This window comes from Bacteroides cellulosilyticus DSM 14838 (genome assembly GCF_000158035.1).
Classification (GTDB): domain Bacteria; phylum Bacteroidota; class Bacteroidia; order Bacteroidales; family Bacteroidaceae; genus Bacteroides; species Bacteroides cellulosilyticus.
Genome location: NZ_EQ973491.1, coordinates 549627 through 572590 on the forward strand (window position 1 = coordinate 549627; position 22964 = coordinate 572590).

Genomic DNA, 22964 nt, shown 5'->3' on the forward strand with positions numbered 1-22964 from the left:
AATAATTGTTTCCTGAAAGGCGACAAATGATCTATATACAGTTTCCCTTCCGTATGCTCAAACTCATGTTGGATGATTCGTGCCGTATATCCGTGGTAAACCTTGACTTGCTCATTAAATTCCTTATCCTGATACTTTATTGTTATGGACCAGGGTCGTGTCACTTCCTCATACAGATCGGGAATACTCAGACAGCCTTCTCCTGTAGTCCATACCTCGTCACTGTATCCTGTTATTTCCGCATTTATGAATGTTTCTTCTATCCCGCAATCATCTTTTGAAAAGAAACGTTCCCTCTCTCTAATAGACATACATGCATAGCTATCCCGGCTGTTCACTACAAATAACTTGATAGGAAGATTGATTTGTGGAGCAGCCAGACCGCAACCGTCTGCATTTCTCTGTGTCTGCCACATCGTCTCTATGACTTCCTGGATACCCGGATAAGTTTTCTCTATACTCACACATTCTTTTCTCAGTACGGGATTCCCGTAAATCGTTATTGGCTTAATCATATTACTTTTTTAGGCAAAAGTAGTCCATAGCCATCAACCCTTATGGTAAATTTTAGACATATCGTTCTGTACTATCTTATATTTGTGTACTTTTGCACACATGCCGGTAAGCCTATTAGAACATATCATATCACATCCTTTCGCCTCTCTTGGCGGGATAAGAGCAATGACTCCTGCAAAAGATTTGCAAGAGTATGTCGATAGTTTCTTTATCTTTCCTTGCTGCGATTTATCCGATAGTCTGGCGTATAATGACGGAACACCTATGTTAGCATTCCTGTCCGAGGCGGAAGATGAAGTAGAGTTGGAGTATAATGGGGCAACTTCCAGATTCAAATCCGGTTGGTTCAGTACAAGGTCTTTTGAAAAGATGACTGTCTGCTTCTCCGGAAAGGGCACTTATCTACTGATAGTACGGTTTAAACCTGCATCTTTTTACCGTCTGTTTGGGTTGGATGCCAAAAAACTCAATACCCGTCCTTTCTGGAATCTACAATCCGTATTTCATGAATCGGATGCTTTGCTGGAAGAAATGCAGCAATGTGAGGAAGTAGAAGAGAAGGTAGAACTTTTAGAAAACTGTATCCGTGATGTCCTATCCGTAAATGAAAAATCTAATAAACTGCTGGATGAGGCCATTCGCTATATCAAGTTGCATAAAGGAACATTATCCATAGATGAATTAAAGTCTCATTTAGGTGTTAACTATAAATGGCTGGAACGAAACTTTTCCGAAGCAGTCGGCATGACGCCTAAGTGCTACTCTTCTTTGCAGCGGTTCATCCATGCTTATACCGCTTTTCGGGTACAGAAAGATTTGGTTCGCATTACTGCGGATAGTGGTTATAGCGACACGAATCATTTCATTAAGGACTTTAAGAAGTATACCGGACAAACTCCCATGCAGTATTTGCGTACATGCAATGATACTTTATAAATGGAAGTTTTAAGCATTCTACGACTACGCGATTTCAAAGAAGATAAGAGTAGAGTATGACAGTAATATCGTTTGATCGTAGAATGCTTTTTATTTTATTCGGTTCCTCCTCCCAAGGCATGATACAAATTGATAACACCCTCTATTTCAGAATATCGGTCTGCTACCAGGTTCAGCCGGGCTGACAATAGAGACTGCCGGGCCACCAGTACCTCCAGATAATTGGTAGTGCCATACTTCATCAAGAGCTGTGTGTCATGTTCCGTAGTCTCCAGATGTTGTATCTGTTTGGTTGCCAACTCTATTTTGTTGCGTGCCGTTTGCCATTGAGTCAAAGCGTTGTTGACTTCGCTCCCTGCATCCAGCAAGGCTTGACGGAAGGTGAATACAGCCTCCTGCTGCTGAGCCTTGGCTATTTTCAGGTTGGCAATGTTGGTTCCCCGGTTAAATAAAGGTTGAACCAACGAACCTACCGCCTGCAAAAGCCATGAACCGGGATTGGTAATAGCTGCCCCGCCACTGTTTGTCCATCCTGCTGAACCACTCAACGTTATGCTTGGATAAAAAGCGGAACGTGCCTGATTGGTTGAATAGAACGCTTGCTTTAAGGAAGCCTCAGCTTCACGTACATCCGGACGGCGTGATACCAGATCAAGAGAAACACCTGCGGAAAGTTCTTGCGGGAAAGTCTGCCCGTTCAGTTTCCCTCTTTTGATAGGTCCTGGTATGCGCCCCAAGAAAGTGGAAAGAGTATTTTCCAGTTCATTGACTTGTTGTAACAGGTCTTGCAATGTAGATTCCGCACTCAGTCGGCTGGCTTCTGCCTGACTGATTGTTGAACGGTCTGCTTGCCCTGCTTTCATCAGCACCCGGAGGCTATGGACATATTCCTCCCAGCTTTTTATGGTGGCTTTGGTTATATCTACCTGTTCATCGAGCATCAGAAGTGAATAATAGTTGGCGGCAACCGTGGCTACCACTTGTGTTTGCACTGCCAGCCGATAAGCGTCACTTTCCTCCAAGGCGGCACGGGATTTGCGTTTGGCATTGGTCAGTTTGCCAAAGACGTCTATTTCCCAGCTTGCAGAAGTTCCCAGGTTGTAGGTCTTCGAAGGCTTTGCCCCGTCAAAACTGCTTAGCGTACCTTCCGGAGATAATTGTAGGGAAGGAAGATAAGCCAATTTGGAAGACATAAGGGTAGCCTGGGCTTCTTTTACTTTCAGCCGGGCAATATTCAGGTCCGTATTAGATTGCAATCCCTCTTGTATCAAACTTTGAAGGTCCGTATCCGTGAAAAGTTCATCCCATGATAAATCGGCTATGCTTACACTGTCCGACTGCGTTTCTTCTACACGGTACAGGTTTTCAGTATTTACTTCCGGCCTTTTATATTGGGTGTAGATGCCGCAACTGCTCACTAGGGCAGTCAGTACGACTCCGGACACGATTTTTGTTATCTCTTTCATCTTTAAACCTCCTGTTCTTGTTCTGATTCTGATTGTTTATGGTTGGGCATCACACGCTCCTGTATGGTCTGGAATACGATAAAGAATACAGGCACCACAAAGAGCAATGCCAGTGTACCGATAGTTATTCCTCCTACAACTCCTAATCCCAACGAAATATTTCCATTGGCTCCGGCACCGGATGCGAATACCAATGGCAACATGCCGAATACCATGGTAAGGACGGTCATCAGGATGGGACGCAAACGGACTCCGGCGGCGGACATGGCAGCGGCAGCGATACTCATTCCTTGTTTGCGGCGGGTGGATGCATACTCGGTAAGTAGGATGGCCGTCTTTGCCAGCAAACCGATCAGCATAATCAGTCCCACCTGCATATAAATGTTATTTTCCAGTCCGAAGAGTTTGGCGAAAAGGAAACTGCCCATTAGTCCGAAAGGTACGGACAGCATGACTGCCAACGGAATAAACAGACTTTCGTAAAGCGCGCACAGTATCAGGTAAACGAATATGATACAGATAGCGAAAACTATAACCGTATTGTTTGTCTCTGCTTCTTCACGCGTCATTCCTGCAAACTCGTATCCGTAGCCCACGGGCAAAGTCTGTTTAGCCACCTCGGCAATGGCATTGATGGCATCGCCTGTGCTATAGCCGTCGGCGGGCATACCATTTACTGCGATGGAACTGTAAAGGTTGAAACGGTTCAGTGTTTCGGCGCCATAGACCTTTGTCAATGTGATAAACTGTCCGACGGGAGCCATCTCACCGTCTCCTGTGCGTACAAACATATTATTCAATGCATCCTTGTCCAGCCGGTAATCCGCCTTTGCCTGTACCATGACGCGGTAAAGTTTGGAGAAACGGTTGAAATTGGACGAGTAGTTACCTCCGATAAATCCGGAAAGGACGCTCAGCACGTCCGATGCGGAAACATTGGCACGCTGGCATTTGACTGCATCCACTTCGACCATGTATTGGGGAAACTTAGTGTCGAAGGAAGTATATGCCATCGAAATCTCAGGACGCTGGTTCAGACCGGCAATAAACTTGTTGGCGTGTTCCTGTAAGGTGGCAATGTCTCCGCCCGCACGATCCTGCACGTAAAGTTCGAAGCCGCTACCCATACCGTATCCCATAATGGTGGGCTGGGCGAAGGCATATATCTTACCTGACTTGATATGCGAGGTTCGGGCATAAATCTGATTGATGACTGCACTTATCTCGTCACTCTTTTCCGGACGTTCCTTCCAGTTTTTCAATTTGATGATGAGCATACCGCCCGAAGGAGCCTGACCGCCCAGCATGCTGTAGCCCGTAACGTTGGAGAATTGCTTGAGTTGCGGAATATCTTCTATACTCTCGGCTATCTTGTCCATCGTTTTCTTGGTTTGTGCCAAACTGCTACCCGGAGGTGTCGTCACGTTTACAAAAATAGTTCCCATGTCTTCATCCGGAATAAGCCCCGTTTTAGTTGTATTCATAAAGAACACCAACAGGACAACGGCAATCGCCAGTCCGCTCCATGCCATCCATTTACGCTTGAAGAAGAACTTTACACCTCCTTTATATTTGAAGAGAATACGGTTGAAGGATGTCTCAAAGGCTTTATGGAAGCGGGAAGAGAAGCTCAGCTTCTGTCCGTTGGACGTATCGATATGGGGAGTCATCAGCAAGGTACACAAGGCGGGACTTAATGTCAATGCATTCACGGCGGAGATACCTACAGCGACAGCCATGGTCAGTCCGAACTGTGTATAGAATGTACCACTGGTTCCACCCATGAAGGAGGTCGGGATAAATACAGCCATAAACACTAACGAGGTAGTCACAATAGCCGCCGAAATGCCGTCCATCGCAGTTGTCGTAGCCTTGTAGGGCGAACGGTAACCTTCATCAAACTTAGCCTGTACGGCTTCTACCACCACTATGGCATCATCCACCACCGTACCGATGACCAGCACCAGGGCGAACAAAGTGATAAGATTCAGGCTGAATCCCATCAAATAGATGAAAGCAAATGTTCCCACCAGCGAGACAATGATCGAAATACTCGGAATAATGGTGGAGCGCACACTTTGCAGAAACACATACACCACCAGTATAACCAACAGGATGGCTTCAATCAGCGTTTTCACTACTTCGTGAATGGAAGCATCGAGAAAGTCTTTCGTACTCATCAAGTCTTCCAGTACCAATCCTTTCGGCAGTTCCTTCGCTATTTCAGCCGTCAGTTGGTCTATCTCCTTAATAATTTCATTGGCATTGGAGCCGGAGGTTTGCGAAATCATACAGGTACTTCCGGGATGCTTGCCAACGGCACTTGTATAACCATAGCTTTGTGCCCCGAGTTCCACTTCTGCAATATCCTTCAGGCGCAACACTTCACCGGACGAAAGAGACTTGACAACCAGATTCTCAAACTCTTCGGGAGTCTGGTAGCGTCCACGGTATTTCAGTGTATATTGGAATGTGTTTTCGGAATCTTCGCCCAGCGTACCGGTGGCAGCCTCCACGTTCTGATCCGCTAAAATGTTTATCACATCATCGGGTACAAGTTTGTATTGCGCCATTTTAGCCGGGTTCATCCAGATACGCATAGCGTATTCGTCTCCCATAATCATGACGTTTCCCACTCCCTTGATACGGGAAAGGCGGGGTTCGATGTTGATGCTGAAATAGTTATTGATGAAGTTACGGTCGTAGCTGTCATCCGGACTATATAAAGCGAGGATTTTCAGCATACTATTTTGCCGTTTCTGTACAGTGACTCCCACTTTGGTGACCTCAGCAGGAAGCAGCCCTTCTGCTTCTGCCACGCGGTTCTTTACGTTTACGGTGGCCATGTCCGGGTCGGTTCCCTGGTTGAAATAAACCATAATGGAACCGGAACCGGTATTGGTGGAAGTAGAGGTCATGTAGAGCATGTTTTCCACACCGTTGATGGCTTCTTCCAGCGGAACAACCACACTCTTTTGTACCGTTTCGGCATTGGCTCCTGTATAACTGGCGGATACACTGATGGTAGGAGGGGCAATGTCAGGATATTGTTCCATCGGCAGGTTCACAAGGCTGATGATTCCCACCAGCAGAATCAGCACCGAGATGACGCATGACAGGATGGGGCGGTCTATAAATGTTCTTAGTCTCATAGGAACCTCCTTTATTTAGCGGTTTTAACAACAGTCCCTTCTTGAATCAGACCCGCACCTTCTGCAATGATGATGTCGCCTTTTTCCAGACCTTTTTCTACCACGTATTCTTTGCCATTGTCTATGGGATATACCTGCAATTGGGTTGAAGTGGCTTTTCCGTCCACTACCTTATAGGCAAAGACTTTGTCCTGTACTTCAAAGGTGGCTTCCTGCGGAATGATAATCACGTTTTCCTTGTTATAGGGGAAAATGACCTCCCCGCTACTGCCATTCCGAAGCATCTGTTCGGGATTAGGAAAAGTTGCGCGTACGGAGATGACTCCGGTTCCGGCTTCAATCGTCCCGCTGATGGCATCAATTTTTCCCTTGTGCGCATACGTCTGCCCGTTACTTAACTGCAAGTCAACTTCGGGCATCTCTTCCAGGGCTTTTTCCAGCGTTCCGCTCTGGCTGACGAGTGAAAGTATTTGGTTCTCGGTCATGGAGAAATAAGCATATACTTCCCGGTCGTCGGAAACGGTGGTCAGGGGAGTTGTGATGGATGAACTAACCAATGCTCCGACGCGGTAGGGCAACATGCTTGCTACGCCGTCCACCGGACTTTTCACTTCCGTGTAAGAAAGATTGTTGCGGGCGTTCACTTCCTCGGCCTGTGCCTGTGCAAGGGCTGCTTCCGCTTCGAGCAGAGAGTTGCGGGCGGTCTGCAGGTCAAAGTCCGAAACTACTTTTTCCTTGCACAGTTCCTCCTTGCTCTCTGCTGTCATGCGTGCGGTGGCAACAGCAGCTTCCGCACTCTTCACGTTGGCAATGGCGGTTTGCAGGGCTGCCTTATAAGGAACCTGATCGATAATAAACAGGACCTGATCCTGATGTACTTTAGCACCTTCGGCTATGCAGACTTTGGTGATGATGCCACTAACCTGTGGGCGTATTTCCACACTTTGCCTTCCGTTGATGACAGCCGTATAGCTTTGGCTCAATGTGCAATTTCCATATTCTACTTCCATTGTTTTATAATCCGCACTTCCCATGGATTGCGGCGCATTTTTGCATGAGGTTACAAGCAGCAGGGACAGCATCCACAGGCTTGTACATAGAAACACTTTCTTCATTTTACTTCTGTTTTTTTATATTCTACTCATTAATCATATATTTGCGGATAACTATTCCAATCATCCGTGAGCAATTACTTTTCCTTGATTTCTGCCGCAAAATTGCCAATATACTTCGGGAGCCAATTTGTTTTAAGGAGCACTTTTTTTGTCTATATGGAAACACTTTGAGTGAATTTTGCTATTTGGAAAGTTTATTTGTTTATTACGAACTATGTGTTGTATATCAATAAGTTATGTTGAAAATTGTAAACTGTTATCTGAGTCTGTAGAGACTGATAGATGATTTTAAACCAATAGTCGGTGAAATGTATTTCTTTATCGATTCTTGAATTAAAAATGTGACGGTAGCCCTTACATTTGCAATTGTACAAAATGGAATGCCTATGAAATTTGTAGACTTGATTTCTTATTACCATATACCTTATGTATCGGAAAAGGGCATAGCTATCTGGAAGATAAATTCGGAAATTCGTGAAGAGGAGAATATTCCCGGAATAGATTCACATGCGATATTGTTTGTTGTTGGCGGCAGCATGGAGATCAGTGTGCAGGGTAAGATACAGTCGCTGACCAGAGGTTACTTTGTGGATGTGTTGGGGGACAAACAATCCGTTAAACTGCTTTCCGCCTCTCCGGATATTCAGGCTTATTTCTTGCTGCTTACAGACGAGTATCTCCTGGAACTTTTCAAGAACAGGCCGCCTTTGCCATTGTCCTATGCAATGGATATCATGCAGAATCCGGTGTATATGATTGAAAATAGCTTTATTGTCTCCATCATCAAATGTCTGGATGATATAGAACAAACCATGGCTAACCCATTGTATCATTTTCAGGACTCAATGCTGAAATGTAAGATATCCGTACTGCTTCTACAGATGTCGGAAATATTATTGCACAAAACGCAAAAAGAAAAAAGGAAAAGCAGGGAATCGGATAGAAAAAGGACGCTGTTCGCACAGTTTATGAAACTTCTTTCCGAATATGTAAAGGAAGAACATACCGTGAATTTTTACGCGTCCCGTTTGAATGTCACCCCTCAATATCTGAGGCGTGTAGTGAAAGTCTGTTCAGGAAAAAATGCCTATACATGGATTTGCGAGGAACTGGTGAGGGAGATTGTGAATCTGTTGATAAATACGGATAAGACTATGCAGGCAATAGCAGATGAATTGCATTTTTCGGATCAGGCCGTATTGACCAAATTCTTCAGGAGGATTAAAGGGGTGTCTCCTTTGCAATACAGAAATGGAATAGAATAGTGGTATTACTTGCTTATCTCTATAAGTGATCTTATATGAAATCCTGCCTCACAGAATCGCGAAGCAGGATTTCTCTTGAAAAGTCTAGTTTAGATTGTTCCATTATTTTGTAGAGAGCGGCAGTGATTTATACTCCCTGTATTCTCTGTAATCTTTTCCGGGAACAGTTATCGGATCGTCATAAGTTTCGTATATGTGCAATTTGTCGGTGGTCAGCTGTTTTATTTCCCAATATAACCCGCTATCCATATAGATAATCTTAAAATTAGGTATCGTGAACGACCAGCGGAAATAACCCATATTTTCGGAGACTTCTCCATCGTCATAGTTCCACACGTATTTACGGGAGCCGGTGGCATCACTTTTGAAAACCCACAATTCGTATACATCGCACTCTCTGCCATCATACGACGTCATGTGGTAGGATCGTTCCCATCCCTTGTTCTTGGTCAAGTTGTCGATAATCTCTTGTTGCCCGTCATCGTAGTAGCCCGATTTCTCGACGCAGCCCGTCAGCAGGGAGAGAATGATAAACGACAAATAGATATATGACCTTTTTATCATGGATGTGAAATATTAAGTCTTGCAATGGTGGTGTTACTGTCGCAACTGCTTGCTACTCCGAAGTTCCATTCCGTATCCGGCTGGGCTGCATGCCATGCAAAGCGGGGAGCAATCATTCTAGATCCTACACCGCAAAACAGCACGTTCACCATTTGTCTGTTGCCGTTTTCTTTCATTTCACAAGAAACGAGGAATGCCCAACCTGCATTCTTGTAGGCTTGTGGAAAGAGTTCAATGGATGTTTCAATATCCCCGCTTCCATAAACGGTGTATTCCTTTTCGCTATCGGTTACTTTTAAGGAAGCAGTCCTGGGATAGTAGCTGCGGGTAGCTTCATTCTCATTCATCCTTTCCAGCACTATGGGGGAATCGCTTTTGGTACGGCTCACATAGACTTCGTTGCCGGTCGTCATCACCACATAATCCACTCCGTGATTGGACGCAAATTGTCCCGACAGTTTGCTTATCCGGTCGACGCTCTGCTGAAATACATCAAGATTCAACGAATTGACGACAGCCAACTCTTCCGCACCGTCATTGGTGATATAAGACAAAGCAGTAGTCCGCTTATTGGGATTGATATAATACTCATGCGTCGTCTTGTTTATGTCGACGAATCTGTTCAGTACCTCTGCGTCCTGCTCATAGCTTCTGCTTGCTTGTTCGGACGGAACGTTAAAATCATCTTGGCAGCCTTGAATGGACAGAGCCACTAATGCCATTAACAGAATATGTATACGTTTCATAATTATGTATTTTGAGAGTGATTCTTCTTTATCGAACGTTTAATTCTACTTTTGTATGGTATCATTAGTCTTTAATGTTTAACTCGCTACAAATAAAGTGCATAAAAAAAAGAAAAGCCTTGAACGAATTCAAGGCCTTCAAAATAAAGTGATAATCCTATGATTTTTTAACAAAACTCTATTCCCTTGGTATTCTTTCGTATATGGCTGATTGTTTCAGGGGTGACACGAAGAAAAGAAGCTATCTCCCTGAGTGTGATATAATTTAGAAAATCCGGGTAGCGTCTTACTAAATCCACATAGAGTTCAGTAGGTGTTTTGCAGTAAATATCCAGCAAGCGCTTATAAGTCTGGACAAAGAGCTCTTCCGCTAAAATTTTTTCCAATTCCTGAGTAGATTTATCGGTGGAAAAGAAGTTGGTTATTTCTTGGGCAGATGCATAATATATCAGAGAATCGGTGGTTGCCTGAATGCTTACCATTGCTTTATCTTTTTTTATGCATTGTGGATAATCACCGACATATTCTCCTGCAAAAGCATAGCCTACAATGTGTTCACATCCGTTTTCATCCGTACAGACATAGCGGAACATACCTTTCTCGACATAGGCGGCATGTGTCGTGACAATGCCTTGTTCCGCAAAATATTCTTTTTTCTTCATTTCCTTGCATCGTCCATGATCCAAAAAGAATTTTTTGAATATGGAGAATTCTTCACGCTCCGTATAGTTATTAAAGCCTTTCATGTGTGTAGATTAGTTTTTGTCTTATTGATAGCAAAAATACAAAAGGGAGAATAAAAAGTATATTATCGGATTAATAAAAAAGATTATTTAGGCAGAAGGCTTTAATTTTATGGTTTATTTATTTTTTCAGGTAATTGTCTGTCGATTGACGTTAATGCTAATATTCCTTGCTTATCTCTATTAAATAGTCTACCTTTGTTTAATAAACAGTGGTGTTTACATGTGCATGTTAGTGATATTGAGATGTGCATGTTGATACTACTTACATGTGCATGTCAGTAGTCCTAACATGTGCATGTAGGTATCTGTATTCTTTAAAGAAAGACGGACTGTTTAATAATAAAGCGTTAACTGTTAATACATTTGATATATGGCAATCCCTTACATAGTCTGCCGCAAGGTGGATGCAACGAAAAAAGAAAAACCGCAATTGTGGTATGCCGTCGGCAAGAAAATGCAGAAGAAAAGCGGCAGAACGGAGCGGGACGTAGCACATCGGGTAGCTCAACGGACTGGTTTTCATCCGGGAGTGGTAGAAGCTGTCCTGGCTGCAACGGGTGAAATCATTGAAGAGGAGTTGAGCGATGGACGCTCTGTGACGTTGCGCGGCATCGGGTCGTTTCAGACGGCAGTCACAAGCAAGGGGTTCGAACATCCGGAAGATGTGTTGCCACATTCCGTCAGACTCTCACGCGTGTACTTTAAGGCGGATCGTATGCTGACGCTGGCCGTGAAGCGTGCGGGATGCCATCGGATTCCATTTAAGTATTACTTCCCGAAGGAGCTGCTGACGAAGAAGATGGAACTGGCCGATAAACAGGCGGAACGGGAAGAGGATGAGATGGATGCTTATTAGCGTGCATCATGTTACTTTACAAATCGCCGTTATGGATCATATTGTGTTACTGATATGTCTGTTTCCCATCGTCTTCATGTTGCATGATTTCGAAGAGATCATTATGCAACAGAGGTGGATGGAACGGAATGCAGATGAATTGTCCCGCCGCTTCCCGGTGTTGAGAAAGCAAATCATGCAATTACGGGAGTTGAGCACGACCGGTTTTGCAATAGCGGTTGCCGAGGAGTTTATTATTATCAATGGCGTATCTGTCTATGCAGTTCTTTCCCGGCATTATTTTTTGTGGATGGCTTTGTTCCTTGCATTTGGCATACATTTGCTCGTGCATGTGGGGCAATTCGTACTGCTAAGGAAGTATATTCCGGCTATAGTAACCTCATTGCTTTGTCTGCCTTATGCGGTTTATGTCTGTTATTTCTTTTATTCTACGGGCTTGTTTACTGCAATGGATTTTCTATTGGGCGGAATATTGGGTGTCTTTATTATGGTGTTGAATTTGAAATTGGCTCATGCGTTGGGGCGCAGGCTGGATGCCCTCATTTGATAGATCAGGATGCTTTAATTCCTCCAACGGGTTTGAGAATTATTCTCTGCCATCCTTCCTTGCGTATCTCCACAAAATAGCCTACCTTTGTTAGTAATTTGAAAATAAAGATATGAAGATATTTCCTACTCAAAGCATCAAAGAGTTGGATGCTTACACAATAGAAAATGAACCGATTGCTTCCATCGACCTGATGGAGCGTGCCTCGCAGGCATTGACAAAAGCGATTACGAAACGCTGGGAGGCTGAAACACCGATTACGGTATTTGCCGGACCGGGCAATAATGGTGGAGATGCATTGGCAGTCTCCCGATTGCTGGCGGAAAAGGGTTACCAGGTATCGGTTTATCTGTTTAATACCAAAGGAGAACTTTCTCCCGATTGCGAGGCGAACAAGGAACGACTGGCGGATGTGAAGAATGTGGATTTCCATGAAGTGACATCACAATTCGTCCCGCCCGTGCTGACGATTGACCATGTGGTTATCGACGGACTGTTCGGTAGTGGATTGAACAAGCCACTGAGTGGTGGCTTTGCTGCCGTGGTGAAGTATATCAATGCTTCATCGGCACAGATCGTGGCTATTGATGTTCCTTCGGGATTGATGGGGGAGGAGAATACCTTCAATATCAAAGCTAATATTGTCCGTGCGGATGTGACCCTGAGTCTGCAATTGCCGAAGCTGGCTTTTCTCTTTGCTGAGAATCAGGAATTCGTGGGTGAATGGGAATTGCTGGATATCGGTCTGAGTGAAGATGCGATAGAGGAGATGGCGACTGATTATAGTCTGTTGGAAGCTGAGGATATGCAGGATCTGTTGAAACCGAGAAATAAGTTTGCCCATAAAGGGGACTTCGGACGCGCCCTGCTTATTGCCGGTTCGCAAGGAATGGCGGGAGCGTCGGTGCTTGCCGCAAAAGCTTGCCTGCGTTCTGGAGTAGGGTTGCTGACGATGCATGTGCCTTATTGTAACAATATGATTGTGCAGACTTCCGTGCCGGAGGCTATGACGGAACTGGACCCCAGTGATACCTGTTTTGCCTGTCCTACGGATACGGATGATTATCAGGCAGTGGGCATCGGTCCGGGTTTGGGAAAGGCGGAAGAGACAGAGGGTGCGGTATTGGAACAGATAGACAGCTGTTTATCTCCTATGGTAGTGGATGCTGATGCTTTGAATGTGCTGGCAGGGCATCGCAATTATATCGGACGCTTACCGAAAGGGAGTATTCTGACACCGCATCCGAAAGAACTGGAACGGTTGATAGGAAAGTGTCAGGATTCTTATGAACGCTTAACGAAAGCACGTGAGTTGGCGCGAACATCAGGAACATATATCATCTTGAAAGGTGCTTACTCTGTGGTTATTACTCCGCAAGGGAAGTGTTATTTTAATACTACAGGTAATCCGGGTATGGCAACAGGTGGCAGTGGAGATGTGTTGACGGGTGTAGTGCTGGCTTTGTTGGCACAGGGTTATGCTTCGGAAGATGCAGCCTGTCTGGCGATGTATGTTCACGGGCTTGCCGGAGACATTGCTTGCAAGAAGTATGGGGCGATAGGAATGACAGCCGGGGATATCGTGACGTGTCTGCCGTTGGCGTGGAGGATGATGGAAGAATGAAAAGACAAGATATCAGGTTTTAAGTATGCAGTGTCATGGTGCAGTCTTAATACTGCAATACTTAAAACTTAATACCTAATTTATTATTTTCCTCTCGTCGTAATATGGAAGCATCCTTGCTTCAACTCATACTTTATATAGCATTTATCCGCTTTTCGCAAGTCGCGCAATACTTCGGAGAGAACGAGTTTCAATGTATCTGAACTGACATCCTGTAGCGGGCGTCCATCTTCATCTTCTACTTTCTTGAAGCGCTTCCAACTGACATCGAATGTTGTTCCGTAAAAGTGCGCAGAGTTTGCCGAGGCATTGCCATTGCGGCGACGCAGGCGTTTTACGTCGTCTTCGGTGCGGAGTACGGAGGTTACAATTATTTTATTGGGGTTTAGTCCTTTGGCAGTCAGCGAGTCAAGGAAATTGGTACCGATGGTATCCAGTAGTTGTGCTGCACCTTTAATGAGATATGGGATGGAGTGTGTCAACGAGTCTACTACATATAAATCGTTCGTTTCGATGTGCTGAAGTTTTTCCTTCATGTGTTCGGCCTCTTTGCGGGAGGCAATTGGCGTAATGCCTATGGCTTGTGCGACATTCAGATGCGCTTCATTCAAGTCGCCGAAGGTTCGTCTGTAGCTGATTACTCCTTTAATGTTTCGCGGCTCGTTCAGTTTGAGGGACATATCTTTCTTTTTGCATCCGGCAAGGGAAGTGCCGGCCATAAGTATTGCTAAAAATAAAAGCGGAAGTTTGTTGTATCTTTGTTGCATATGGCTTGAAAATGTTTTTATGTGGGCACAAAAGTAGGAAAAAGAAAAGAGAGTTCTTGTCTATATACTATCGTTTTTTAAAGAAAAAAGTGACGGCTCAATCTATTTCACAAATAGCGTTCTCTTTCATTAAGGTGAACTCTTCTAAAGAAGATGGGGTTATGTTTATCATTCCGGATTTTGATTGTTTGTGTAATTTTGCTAATGTGAAATATTCATCGTCTAATACATCTTGTATTCCCCAGATATCATTTTCTTCATCTTTTATATATGACTCTATAGCTGTGCCATTCATATAATGTACATAGAAGATCATATCTTCGTGATGATCATAGAAACTAAGATAAGTCTCTACGGAATGAAGATATTTATCTTCTATACTTCTCAGCAAATTTCCTATAAACAAGAGCTGGGGTTTAGATATGAGTTTGTCAGCTTCGCAGCATATAGAACAGTCCCAAATATCATTGAATAAAGATTTTTTGTGGAACCGTATAACGTCTTTATGCTCCGGATGCTCAGTGATGAATGATTGTATCTCTTTCGAAATTTTGTGCTGCACCTCTTTATTTGGATCACTTTTTAATATGAAATTTATCTGGAATAGGCTGTGGCATTTATTTGGCGATATTGAAAACTGGTAGTTGGCTGCTGAAGTTTGAAGCTTGAAATTGGTAGATTTATTTTTGAGTGATGAGTTTATTGAACTATTATCGCGATTGGCCTTTAAAAGTTCAAAGATTTGCCTGGTGGTATCTTCTGCTGATTTTCTTTTTAGAAAATCCCAATACATGAATCCAGAGAGAATTGATGCGCCTACAATGAGAGAGGCTGGTTTACCAAAGAATCTTTCTGTTAAACCGATACTGCCTCCTGTTATGAGAACAAGGATTATCCAAATGGCAGTATTTTTTAATAATCTTGCAGTTTCACGTTCCATGTTTGTATAATTCAAGATTTACTTTATTATATGATAGTAAATTAGTGACGAAGGTACATATATAAAATAATGGAAGCAAGATTTGTTGACGTATTCTTTCATTTCTTTTGGGGTTTGCGCTATCTTTGCGCCCGAAAAATGAAGCAAAAGAGTATGCAACGGTATTTTATTTATTTAGCTTACGACGGAACCGCCTACCACGGCTGGCAGATACAACCCAATGGAGACAGTGTACAAGAGTGTCTGATGCGTGCACTTGCCACACTGATGCGCCGTGAAGTAGAAGTTATTGGCGCCGGACGTACCGATGCCGGGGTGCATGCTTCTCTGATGGTTGCCCACTTTGATAGTGACGAACCGCTTGATACAGCTTTCTTTACCGACAAACTAAACCGCCTTTTGCCGCCCGATATTTCTGTTTACCGCCTCCGTGCTGTGAAACCCGATGCGCATGCCCGTTTTGATGCAACGGCACGCATGTATAAATACTACGTGACTACGGCAAAGTCTCCCTTCAATCGTCAATACCGTTGTCGTCTTTTCCAGACACCCGATTTCGAACGAATGAACGAAGCGGCCCGTAGTTTGTTTGATTATACAGACTTCACCAGTTTCAGCAAACTGCATACGGACGTAAAAACAAACAACTGCCGCATCATGCATGCCGCCTGGACTCAGATAGACGATGTAACCTGGGTATTCACCATTCAGGCGGACCGTTTCCTGCGCAATATGGTTCGTGCAGTTGTCGGCACTTTGCTCGAAGTAGGCCGTGGCAAGCTCACCGTTGATGGCTTCCGGCGTGTTATCGAGCAGAAAGACCGTTGCAAGGCTGGTACTTCCGTTCCGGGCAATGCTCTGTTTCTGGTAGATGTCACATATCCGGAAGAACTGTTTATAAGCAGTTAAGCAGTCGGATCAGTTTCTTAAGTCGGATAACTTTATCCCTGAACTGCCTTTTAATTTTTAATTTTCAATTTTTAATTCACATGTGGTTATTACTCGCCTTTCTCTCAGCTGCCTTGCTGGGTTTTTATGATGCATTTAAGAAGAAATCATTGCGCGATAATGCTGTGCTTCCCGTTCTGTTTCTGAATACGGTATTCTCCAGCCTGATATTTCTTCCTTTTATACTGATTTCCGCTTTTACTCCTGCTTTGAACGGAACAATGTTCGAAGTACCTGTTGTAGGTTGGGAGGTACATAAGTTTATCATTGTCAAGTCATTTATCGTTCTATCTTCCTGGATATTCGGTTACTTTGGCATGAAGCATTTGCCGTTGACGATTGTCGGCCCGATTAATGCTACCCGTCCTGTAATGGTGCTGGTGGGTGCCATGCTGATATTCGGTGAACGTCTGAACCTATACCAATGGATCGGAGTCATGCTTGCCATACTTTCTTTTTTTATGCTGAGCCGTTCCGGTAAGAAGGAAGGCATTGATTTTAAACATAACAAATGGATTTACTTCATCGTGCTGGCTGCCATCACCGGAGCTATCAGCGGACTTTATGATAAGTATCTGATGAAGCAATTCAATCCTATGGCGGTGCAGTCGTGGTATAATGTCTATCAGGTATTTATCATGTGTCCCATCATCCTTTTACTATGGTATCCCAAACGAAAAGAAAGTACCCCTTTCCGTTGGGACTGGACTATCATCCTGATATCCGTCTTCCTTAGTGCAGCTGACTTTGCCTACTTCTATGCCCTGAGCTATGAAGACTCCATGATTTCCATTGTCTCTATGATACGTCGTGGGAGTGTGGTTGTCTCCTTCCTTTTCGGAGCTCTCTTCTTCCGTGAAAAGAATTTAAAAAGTAAGGCTGTCGATCTCATTTTGGTATTGATTGGAATGTTCTTCTTATATTTGGGAAGTAAATAAATCTCAAGACAGAATATATGGCAGAAGATTTATGTATCAGCAACGGCAGCAAGGCCGAAAAGTATCAGACTTTGCTTCCCCAGATAAAGAGCCTGATTGAAGGCGAAAATGACCTTATAGCCAATCTGGCTAATGTTTCGGCTGCACTGAAAGAGACTTTCGGTTTCTTTTGGGTGGGATTCTATCTGGTGAAAGGGGAAGAACTGGTATTGGGACCTTTTCAGGGACCGATAGCCTGCACACGTATCCGGAAAGGACGGGGTGTTTGCGGTACGGCATGGGCTAAGGCGGAGACGTTGGTGGTGCCCGATGTAGATGCATTCCCCGGACATATAGCTTGCAGTTCGTTGTCGCGCTCGGAGATCGTCGTTCCGTTGATTCGTGAGGATGGCGAGGTGTGGGGCGTGCTCGATATAGATAGTGAAAACCTGAATACCTTTGACGAAACAGATGCACGTTTTCTGGGAGAGATATGCTCCTGGCTCTGAAGATTGTGTTGAAGTAATAAAATACAAAATAGGAATAACAGAAAAATAATATGATGAAGAAATTGACTATGTTTTTGTGTTTGGCTTGTGCCTGGATGTGTTCTCTGCAAGCTCAGGAAGCTAAAACCTTTTTCAAAAATATGCCCGATAGCCTCAGTCCACTGCTTACTGCCGTGAACCGTGCCGACTGTATCGACTTCCTTGAAAGTAAGATGAAAGCGGAAGTAACCAACCGTTTCGGCGGCAAATCGGAAATGACGGAGCTTGCTCCCGACTACATCCGTATTCAGATGACACCGCAAAGCTCTTGGCAAATGAAGTTGCTGGCTACGAGCGACAGTACGAAAGTAATCTGTACCGTATCTACAGCTTGTGCCCCTGCTTGTGATAGTGATGTCCATTTCTATACCACCGGTTGGGAAGAATTGCCTGCTTCTTCTTTCCTCACGCCTCCTGTAATGAAAGATTTCCTGTCATTACCCGATACGGTGATGGATTATGAAGTGAGAGATGCCGGGGAACAGGCAGATATGTTGCTGATGAAAGCTGATCTTTCTGCAAAGGACAATGCACTGACCTTTACTTTTACAACTACCGACTATATGGATAAAGAAGCGGCAGAGAAACTGAAACCGTATCTCCGCCGCCCTATAGTGTATGTTTGGAAAGAAGGTAACTACGAGCTACAAGCTACAAGTAACGAGTAACTGCATAAAGGTACTTGTAGCCCGTAGCTCATCACTCGTAGCTACTTCACCTTTATTCTGTCGAACCCTTCTCCATATACTCCGATTACCGCACTTTGTGATACAAATGCGTTTGGATCTATATCCTTTATCAATCGGAATATAATTGTTGATTCGCGCTTCTTGGCAAGTACGAACAACATCTTCTGTTCCTTGCCGCTATAAAATCCGGAAGCATTGATGACGGTGGCGCCCCGGTGTGGATATACATTGATGTGCCGGGCTATTTCATCATATTTCTCACTGATGATAAAGAACTGTACGGATTGCCGGGCACTGTTCACTACCTGATCCAGAACAAAACTGCAAATGTACAGGGTTACATAACCGTAAACCACCTTCTCCCAATCTTTCAACACAAAGTAGCTGGAAGAAATGATAATCAGGTCACAGATCAGCATTACACGACCTAATGTGATATCCCGGTATTTATTGATGATGGCGGCAATGATATCCGTTCCGCCTGTGCTACCGTTGGAAGAAAAAGCGATGCCTATGCCGCCTCCGCAGAGGGATGCACCGATGACGCACGCCATGAAAGGCTGATCGTGCAGTAAGACCACACCGCTTGCCAGTCTCTGAATGATGGAAAGGAAGAATGTCAGGGTGAATACAGCGAATACTGTTTTGATACTGAACTTCCAGCCCAGGATGCGGATAGAGAGTAGTAGCAGGATGAGGTTGATACTGAAATAAGTGTACTGCACAGGGAAGCCGGTGGCGAAATAGACTATGGAGGCGATACCCGGCACTCCTCCGGTGGTGATGTCATTGGGCAACAGAAATACTGTCCAGCCTATACCATAAAGAATTAATCCGAGGGCGATCATTAAATAATCTCTTGTTTCCCGAATCAGGCTTTGCTTAGTAGGGACGTTTACGATTGTTTTCATCTGTTTTATGCGTAAGTTTGGTAATGAGTTTTAGAAACTTTCTCTATAAAATGTGCGTTGTTTGTTTACGCCTGCAAAGATAGATGTAATATTCGGAAATCTTGTCTAATCTGTCATGGTTCATGAAGGGATGTGCCCAATTTTTATTTGCTGATTAAATTCTTATAGACTACTGTTTGCAGTAATTCCTCCCGTCGCAGGGCTGAAACAGGAAGTTCTTTCCCGTTGATGAAGACTCTTCCTTTGGCGATGGAATCAATGTGCGAGAGGTTTACAAGGAAAGACTTGTGTATTCTGAAGAAGGCGCTTTGAGGCAGAATTTCTTCCAGTGAAGTCATGGTCTGATGGATGATGAGAGTTTTGGACTTGAAGTGCAGTTTCAGGTAGTTTTGCATACCTTCTACATACAGTATATCTTTCCAGGATATCTGGGTAAATGCATCCCCCTGCCTGATATACATTTCCCGGGTGGTTTCTTCTATTCCATTATTTTGCAGTAAGAGTTGGGTTCTGAAGATATGGGCGGCCTTGGTCACTGCCTGAAAGAAACGCTGAAAAGAGATTGGTTTCAGTAAGTAGTCAACAACATTAAGTTGATAGCCTTCCAGGGCATATTCGGAGTAGGCGGTAGTTAGTATGGTCAATGGTGCTTCATCCAATGATTTCAGGAAATCGATGCCGGAAAGATAGGGCATATTGATATCCAGAAACATGAGGTCGATAGACTGGTTTTCTAATATTCCTCTTGCTTCGAGTGCAGAAGAACAGGTAGCGTTGACTGTGAGAAAATCCAGTTTGCTGATGTGGTTGGCAATGCCTTTGATGGCGATTTGTTCGTCGTCTACGATGAGGCATTTTAGGGGTTGTTGTTCAGGGGAGTCTTTCATCTTTTATATTTCAATGCTAAGTGAGGTTTGATAATAGGTATCTGTTTGGTTGACGGACAACTGGTACTTCTTGTGAAACAGGATGTCCAGTCGTTTGACTGCATTGGCCAGTCCCAGTCCGGTGCCTGGTCGTTGCAGATGCGGGGAGCTGGTATTGCCGACTTCAAGAAGGATATGATGGGCATTCTGTTTGAACCGTATCTGTACCTGTCCTTTCTCCGTGGGTGTGTGCGATGCATGTTTAAAGGCATTTTCTATGAATGTCAGTAATAACAGAGGCGGGAATCCGATGTTGCCGTCTTCTACTTCCCATTCGGTGCTTACGGCCAGTTTATCTTCCCAGCGAATGTTTTCTATCGCTATGTAGTTTTGCAGGAATTCTATCTCCTGTTCCAGGCTGATAAGTTCTTTCTGACCGTTATACAATTGGTAGCGCAGGATATCGGAATATTTCTCTAAAAGGGAAGAAGCTAAAGGCACATTATCCTGCATCAGGATATTGATGTGATTCAGCACATTGAACATGAAGTGAGGGGTGATTTGCTGCCGTAATGTCTGGAAGAGGAATTGAGATTTCTCTTTTTCTAATTGCAGGTTTTCTGAATAGAAGCACAGGCCGCAGAAGGCGAGATTGATAACCAATGTACCCGGTAGCAAGAGGATAGAGTTGAAAAGAAGGTTCTCTTCTCCCTCTATGAAGATGTTGGATACAGGGAATATACCTGTTTGTTCAAGATACTGGAAGAGGACGAAGTAGGAGGCTACCAGTGTACTTGTGGGGATGCAAAGTACTATAAACAATATCCAGAAAGGCTTCATCTGCTTGGTGCGTATCGCTTTTTTCAGCAGATGGTTGCATAGATATTGGTTCACTAGCATATAACTGCCGCTTATGCAGATGGTGAGAAGCGTTGCTTCGCATATACTGGTCGACATATTGAGGAATTGTATCCAGAAAGTGCCGGCAATGAGTAGCCAGAAGATAGTAGAGAGCTGTTGCGATTTGAAAGTTAGATGTTTCTTCATGTTGCAAAGATAAGGGATAAAGTGGTTGCTGCTTATCCGTTTCGTCATAAGCAGGCCGGGGTTTGGTCAAAAAGATTTTCTCGTTCGCATTGATATTGACAATCTTTGTGGCATACAAATCATTAAAAGAAGGAACAAAAATGAAGTGGATATCTATTACAACAGTCTTATTACTACTGGTTTCTGTGGAAAGCACAGCACAAATCACTATTAAAACAGAGTATTTCGGTACATCGGCTTATCGGGATGAACACAATCAGAAAGTGGGTAACAGTAAAGGTTCCGCTATGGTCTATCACGGAAGTGCCAATCTGCCTTTGTCGATGAAAAAGAACGAAAGTAATCAGCCTACGATATGGGGGATCGGGCTTTCGGGCGATTATGCGTCTCTGAATAATAAGAATATTGCAGAGCCTCTTGTGTTGTCCGAGATTCTGAATTTGCAGATGTCGCTTTTCCATGTGCGGCCTTTGAGTGAGAAATGGTCGATGATGGCAAGCGTCGGTGTCGGCGTGTATACGGATGATACACGGTTTTCGCATTTACGTTTTCGGAGTGTATTGGGAAGTGCGGGGTTGGTCTTTGTCAGGCGTATACTCCCTAATCTGGAACTGGGTGCGGGTTTGGCATTGAACAATGCTTTCGGTTATCCTATGGCGTTTCCCGCATTATACGTAAACTGGAATTATGGGCATAAACTGACTTGCAGCTTTTCGGCTTTGGATGGAGCTAACCTTGCGGTTGGCTATAATGTGAACAAAACGTTCAGCATCAGTTTCATTACGGAAATGGGTGGGCAGATGGCTTTGACAGAGTTGAATGGTGATGATAAGATTTTTACGCATCAGTACATTGTGGTAGGTTTCCGTCCTGAATTCAAGGTTTCCAAGCATATTTCTGTGCCTGTTACGGTGGGGATAAATGCGGTACGCAATGCTTATTATGATGGCAGAAGCTTGTCGGCGTTCTTTAAGGCGATGGGGAGGGAATATGATCCTTGTTTCCAGATAGCACCGTATTTCTCGGTAAGTATTGTATTGCAGTAAGTTGTATTTCCGAAAACATTGTTATCTTTGTACTTGTAAACGGAAAGCATAGGAGGCAACCTGATGAAAACTACAGAAGAAATTCTTAATATCCTACGCGAGTTCAAGCATACTGCGGGTGATAAGTACGGAATAGAGCAGATAGCTTTGTTCGGCTCTGCTGCACGTGGTGAGCTACGGGAAGACAGTGATATTGATGTTTGCGTGAAGCCACGCAAGGCTATCGATTACTTCACTCTGCAAGATGTCAGGGAAGAACTTGAGAAACTGTTTCAACGTAAGGTTGATTTATTAACTCTGCATGAGAATATGCGACAGCTATTCCGGCAAAATATTGAGCGAGATGCAATTTACGTCTAAAGAAGAACTGGCAGATATGCTTCGCTTTGTTGAACGCCAAACGGTGTTTACCATTGAGACTACTGCAAAGGTAGAAACCTATCATGACTTTCTTGCTTCTCAGGAGGCCATGGTATTATTTAATTCTACCTGTATGTGTTTACAAACCATTGGTGAAACTATTCGTAGAGTTGATGAACGCACAAGTGGAAGACTTTTTGCCTGTTATCCCGAAACACCTTGGAAGAAGGTAATAGGTATGCGCAATATCATTTCGCACGAATATCTTTCAATTGATCCGCAAGTGATTTTTGCCACAGTGAAAACTCGTCTTAATCCGCTTTTATCTGATCTACGGCGGGTATTGTCTGATATTGATGCCGGTTTGAGAGATGAGGAATTGAAATAATATA

General features: G+C 44.0%; 24 protein-coding genes. 12 read left to right on the forward strand and 12 right to left on the reverse strand.

What is annotated here, in order from left to right; genetic code table 11:
- Positions 1-515: peptide deformylase (gene def / locus BACCELL_RS14450; RefSeq protein WP_007212596.1), on the reverse strand; the 515-nt coding region annotated here is incomplete at its 3' end.
- 166 nt (positions 516-681) lie between these two features.
- Here def and BACCELL_RS14455 point away from each other — a divergent pair.
- Positions 682-1452 carry a helix-turn-helix domain-containing protein gene (locus BACCELL_RS14455; protein ID WP_236100695.1) on the forward strand — a complete coding sequence of 257 codons (771 nt, stop codon included), beginning with the start codon at positions 682-684 and terminating at the stop codon, positions 1450-1452.
- A gap of 95 nt (positions 1453-1547) precedes the next feature.
- Here the strand turns inward: BACCELL_RS14455 and BACCELL_RS14460 are convergent, their stop codons facing one another.
- From BACCELL_RS14460 to BACCELL_RS14470, 3 genes are read right to left on the reverse strand one after another with little or no spacing between them, the layout of a single operon-like run.
- Entirely contained in the window at positions 1548-2918 is a 1371-nt protein-coding gene (locus tag BACCELL_RS14460; RefSeq protein WP_007212598.1) for an efflux transporter outer membrane subunit, read from the reverse strand.
- Positions 2919-2920: 2 nt separating this feature from the next.
- A complete protein-coding gene (locus BACCELL_RS14465; protein WP_029427108.1) occupies positions 2921-6070 on the reverse strand; it encodes an efflux RND transporter permease subunit in 3150 nt (1049 codons plus the stop codon).
- Between the two features lie 11 nt (positions 6071-6081).
- Positions 6082-7185 carry an efflux RND transporter periplasmic adaptor subunit gene (locus BACCELL_RS14470; RefSeq protein WP_007212600.1) on the reverse strand — a complete coding sequence of 368 codons (1104 nt, stop codon included), beginning with the start codon at positions 7183-7185 and terminating at the stop codon, positions 6082-6084.
- A gap of 386 nt (positions 7186-7571) precedes the next feature.
- Between BACCELL_RS14470 and BACCELL_RS25760 the strand changes: the two genes are divergently transcribed.
- Positions 7572-8450 carry a helix-turn-helix domain-containing protein gene (locus tag BACCELL_RS25760; RefSeq protein WP_157133914.1) on the forward strand — a complete coding sequence of 293 codons (879 nt, stop codon included), beginning with the start codon at positions 7572-7574 and terminating at the stop codon, positions 8448-8450.
- 102 nt (positions 8451-8552) lie between these two features.
- Here BACCELL_RS25760 and BACCELL_RS14480 read toward each other — a convergent pair whose 3' ends face one another.
- The 3 genes from BACCELL_RS14480 to BACCELL_RS14490 form a co-directional block, all read right to left on the reverse strand.
- The gene (locus tag BACCELL_RS14480; RefSeq protein WP_007212603.1) at positions 8553-9014 is read right to left on the reverse strand and encodes a hypothetical protein; all 462 of its coding nucleotides are present in this window, start codon (positions 9012-9014) and stop codon (positions 8553-8555) included.
- Positions 9011-9760: a hypothetical protein gene (locus BACCELL_RS14485; protein ID WP_007212604.1), complete on the reverse strand. Its 750-nt coding sequence runs from the start codon at positions 9758-9760 to the stop codon at positions 9011-9013. The genes BACCELL_RS14480 and BACCELL_RS14485 overlap by 4 nt, the downstream gene beginning before the upstream one ends.
- A 167-nt stretch (positions 9761-9927) precedes the next feature.
- Entirely contained in the window at positions 9928-10506 is a 579-nt protein-coding gene (locus BACCELL_RS14490; RefSeq protein ID WP_007212605.1) for a Crp/Fnr family transcriptional regulator, read from the reverse strand.
- A gap of 370 nt (positions 10507-10876) precedes the next feature.
- Here BACCELL_RS14490 and BACCELL_RS14495 point away from each other — a divergent pair, with 370 nt between their 5' ends.
- From BACCELL_RS14495 to BACCELL_RS14505, 3 genes are all read left to right on the forward strand, one after another.
- Complete coding sequence (locus tag BACCELL_RS14495) at positions 10877-11362, forward strand: HU family DNA-binding protein (protein ID WP_007212606.1); 486 nt, start codon at positions 10877-10879, stop codon at positions 11360-11362.
- A gap of 31 nt (positions 11363-11393) precedes the next feature.
- Positions 11394-11909 (forward strand): HXXEE domain-containing protein, encoded by a 516-nt coding sequence (locus tag BACCELL_RS14500; RefSeq protein ID WP_044154029.1) that lies wholly within the window; start codon positions 11394-11396, stop codon positions 11907-11909.
- 112 nt (positions 11910-12021) lie between these two features.
- Positions 12022-13533: a bifunctional ADP-dependent NAD(P)H-hydrate dehydratase/NAD(P)H-hydrate epimerase gene (locus BACCELL_RS14505; protein ID WP_007212608.1), complete on the forward strand. Its 1512-nt coding sequence runs from the start codon at positions 12022-12024 to the stop codon at positions 13531-13533.
- An 83-nt stretch (positions 13534-13616) separates the two neighbouring features.
- On the opposite strand, the gene BACCELL_RS14510 is transcribed toward BACCELL_RS14505, so the two are convergent.
- Positions 13617-14300, reverse strand: coding sequence for a DUF5715 family protein (locus BACCELL_RS14510; protein WP_007212609.1), 684 nt, complete (start codon positions 14298-14300; stop codon positions 13617-13619).
- A gap of 97 nt (positions 14301-14397) precedes the next feature.
- Positions 14398-15240 carry a hypothetical protein gene (locus BACCELL_RS14515; RefSeq protein WP_007212610.1) on the reverse strand — a complete coding sequence of 281 codons (843 nt, stop codon included), beginning with the start codon at positions 15238-15240 and terminating at the stop codon, positions 14398-14400.
- A gap of 153 nt (positions 15241-15393) precedes the next feature.
- Here BACCELL_RS14515 and truA point away from each other — a divergent pair, with 153 nt between their 5' ends.
- The 4 genes from truA to BACCELL_RS14535 all read left to right on the forward strand — a co-directional run bounded on the left by truA (position 15394) and on the right by BACCELL_RS14535 (position 18321).
- Positions 15394-16149: a tRNA pseudouridine(38-40) synthase TruA gene (gene truA, locus BACCELL_RS14520; protein WP_044153890.1), complete on the forward strand. Its 756-nt coding sequence runs from the start codon at positions 15394-15396 to the stop codon at positions 16147-16149.
- A gap of 80 nt (positions 16150-16229) precedes the next feature.
- A complete protein-coding gene (locus BACCELL_RS14525) occupies positions 16230-17126 on the forward strand; it encodes a DMT family transporter (RefSeq protein ID WP_007212612.1) in 897 nt (298 codons plus the stop codon).
- A gap of 17 nt (positions 17127-17143) precedes the next feature.
- A complete protein-coding gene (locus BACCELL_RS14530) occupies positions 17144-17614 on the forward strand; it encodes a GAF domain-containing protein (RefSeq protein WP_007212613.1) in 471 nt (156 codons plus the stop codon).
- A 50-nt stretch (positions 17615-17664) separates the two neighbouring features.
- Positions 17665-18321 carry a DUF3256 family protein gene (locus BACCELL_RS14535; RefSeq protein WP_007212614.1) on the forward strand — a complete coding sequence of 219 codons (657 nt, stop codon included), beginning with the start codon at positions 17665-17667 and terminating at the stop codon, positions 18319-18321.
- A gap of 41 nt (positions 18322-18362) precedes the next feature.
- Here the strand turns inward: BACCELL_RS14535 and BACCELL_RS14540 are convergent, their stop codons facing one another.
- The 3 genes from BACCELL_RS14540 to BACCELL_RS14550 form a co-directional block, all read right to left on the reverse strand.
- On the reverse strand, positions 18363-19253 hold the full coding sequence (locus BACCELL_RS14540; RefSeq protein WP_007212615.1) for a YitT family protein: 891 nt from the start codon (positions 19251-19253) through the stop codon (positions 18363-18365).
- Between the two features lie 143 nt (positions 19254-19396).
- Positions 19397-20140, reverse strand: coding sequence for a LytR/AlgR family response regulator transcription factor (locus BACCELL_RS14545; protein ID WP_007212616.1), 744 nt, complete (start codon positions 20138-20140; stop codon positions 19397-19399).
- A gap of 3 nt (positions 20141-20143) precedes the next feature.
- The gene (locus tag BACCELL_RS14550; protein WP_007212617.1) at positions 20144-21166 is read right to left on the reverse strand and encodes a sensor histidine kinase; all 1023 of its coding nucleotides are present in this window, start codon (positions 21164-21166) and stop codon (positions 20144-20146) included.
- Positions 21167-21306: 140 nt separating this feature from the next.
- Between BACCELL_RS14550 and BACCELL_RS14555 the strand changes: the two genes are divergently transcribed.
- The 3 genes from BACCELL_RS14555 (at position 21307) to BACCELL_RS14565 (ending at position 22960) form a co-directional block, all read left to right on the forward strand.
- On the forward strand, positions 21307-22212 hold the full coding sequence (locus BACCELL_RS14555) for a DUF6268 family outer membrane beta-barrel protein (protein ID WP_044154030.1): 906 nt from the start codon (positions 21307-21309) through the stop codon (positions 22210-22212).
- A 63-nt stretch (positions 22213-22275) separates the two neighbouring features.
- Positions 22276-22572, forward strand: coding sequence for a nucleotidyltransferase family protein (locus BACCELL_RS14560; protein WP_007212619.1), 297 nt, complete (start codon positions 22276-22278; stop codon positions 22570-22572).
- A complete protein-coding gene (locus BACCELL_RS14565) occupies positions 22556-22960 on the forward strand; it encodes a HepT-like ribonuclease domain-containing protein (protein WP_007212620.1) in 405 nt (134 codons plus the stop codon). The genes BACCELL_RS14560 and BACCELL_RS14565 overlap by 17 nt, the downstream gene beginning before the upstream one ends.
- Positions 22961-22964: the final 4 nt, after the last annotated feature.

Excerpts from the sequence above, each read along its gene's own strand:
- BACCELL_RS14485 (WP_007212604.1), bottom strand. The coding sequence starts at position 9,760 with ATGAAACGTATACATATTCTGTTAATGGCATTAGTGGCTCTGTCCATT.
- BACCELL_RS14540 (WP_007212615.1), bottom strand. The coding sequence starts at position 19,253 with ATGAAAACAATCGTAAACGTCCCTACTAAGCAAAGCCTGATTCGGGAA.
- BACCELL_RS14530 (WP_007212613.1), top strand. The coding sequence starts at position 17,144 with ATGGCAGAAGATTTATGTATCAGCAACGGCAGCAAGGCCGAAAAGTAT.
- BACCELL_RS14455 (WP_236100695.1), top strand. The coding sequence starts at position 682 with ATGACTCCTGCAAAAGATTTGCAAGAGTATGTCGATAGTTTCTTTATC.
- BACCELL_RS14465 (WP_029427108.1), bottom strand. The coding sequence starts at position 6,070 with ATGAGACTAAGAACATTTATAGACCGCCCCATCCTGTCATGCGTCATC.
- BACCELL_RS14490 (WP_007212605.1), bottom strand. The coding sequence starts at position 10,506 with ATGAAAGGCTTTAATAACTATACGGAGCGTGAAGAATTCTCCATATTC.
- BACCELL_RS14535 (WP_007212614.1), top strand. The coding sequence starts at position 17,665 with ATGATGAAGAAATTGACTATGTTTTTGTGTTTGGCTTGTGCCTGGATG.
- BACCELL_RS14565 (WP_007212620.1), top strand. The coding sequence starts at position 22,556 with ATGCAATTTACGTCTAAAGAAGAACTGGCAGATATGCTTCGCTTTGTT.
- BACCELL_RS14560 (WP_007212619.1), top strand. The coding sequence starts at position 22,276 with ATGAAAACTACAGAAGAAATTCTTAATATCCTACGCGAGTTCAAGCAT.
- truA (WP_044153890.1), top strand. The coding sequence starts at position 15,394 with ATGCAACGGTATTTTATTTATTTAGCTTACGACGGAACCGCCTACCAC.
- BACCELL_RS14510 (WP_007212609.1), bottom strand. The coding sequence starts at position 14,300 with ATGCAACAAAGATACAACAAACTTCCGCTTTTATTTTTAGCAATACTT.
- BACCELL_RS25760 (WP_157133914.1), top strand. The coding sequence starts at position 7,572 with ATGAAATTTGTAGACTTGATTTCTTATTACCATATACCTTATGTATCG.
- BACCELL_RS14500 (WP_044154029.1), top strand. The coding sequence starts at position 11,394 with ATGGATCATATTGTGTTACTGATATGTCTGTTTCCCATCGTCTTCATG.
- BACCELL_RS14545 (WP_007212616.1), bottom strand. The coding sequence starts at position 20,140 with ATGAAAGACTCCCCTGAACAACAACCCCTAAAATGCCTCATCGTAGAC.
- BACCELL_RS14470 (WP_007212600.1), bottom strand. The coding sequence starts at position 7,185 with ATGAAGAAAGTGTTTCTATGTACAAGCCTGTGGATGCTGTCCCTGCTG.
- BACCELL_RS14460 (WP_007212598.1), bottom strand. The coding sequence starts at position 2,918 with ATGAAAGAGATAACAAAAATCGTGTCCGGAGTCGTACTGACTGCCCTA.
- BACCELL_RS14550 (WP_007212617.1), bottom strand. The coding sequence starts at position 21,166 with ATGAAGAAACATCTAACTTTCAAATCGCAACAGCTCTCTACTATCTTC.
- BACCELL_RS14495 (WP_007212606.1), top strand. The coding sequence starts at position 10,877 with ATGGCAATCCCTTACATAGTCTGCCGCAAGGTGGATGCAACGAAAAAA.
- BACCELL_RS14555 (WP_044154030.1), top strand. The coding sequence starts at position 21,307 with ATGAAGTGGATATCTATTACAACAGTCTTATTACTACTGGTTTCTGTG.
- BACCELL_RS14525 (WP_007212612.1), top strand. The coding sequence starts at position 16,230 with ATGTGGTTATTACTCGCCTTTCTCTCAGCTGCCTTGCTGGGTTTTTAT.
- BACCELL_RS14480 (WP_007212603.1), bottom strand. The coding sequence starts at position 9,014 with ATGATAAAAAGGTCATATATCTATTTGTCGTTTATCATTCTCTCCCTG.
- BACCELL_RS14505 (WP_007212608.1), top strand. The coding sequence starts at position 12,022 with ATGAAGATATTTCCTACTCAAAGCATCAAAGAGTTGGATGCTTACACA.
- BACCELL_RS14515 (WP_007212610.1), bottom strand. The coding sequence starts at position 15,240 with ATGGAACGTGAAACTGCAAGATTATTAAAAAATACTGCCATTTGGATA.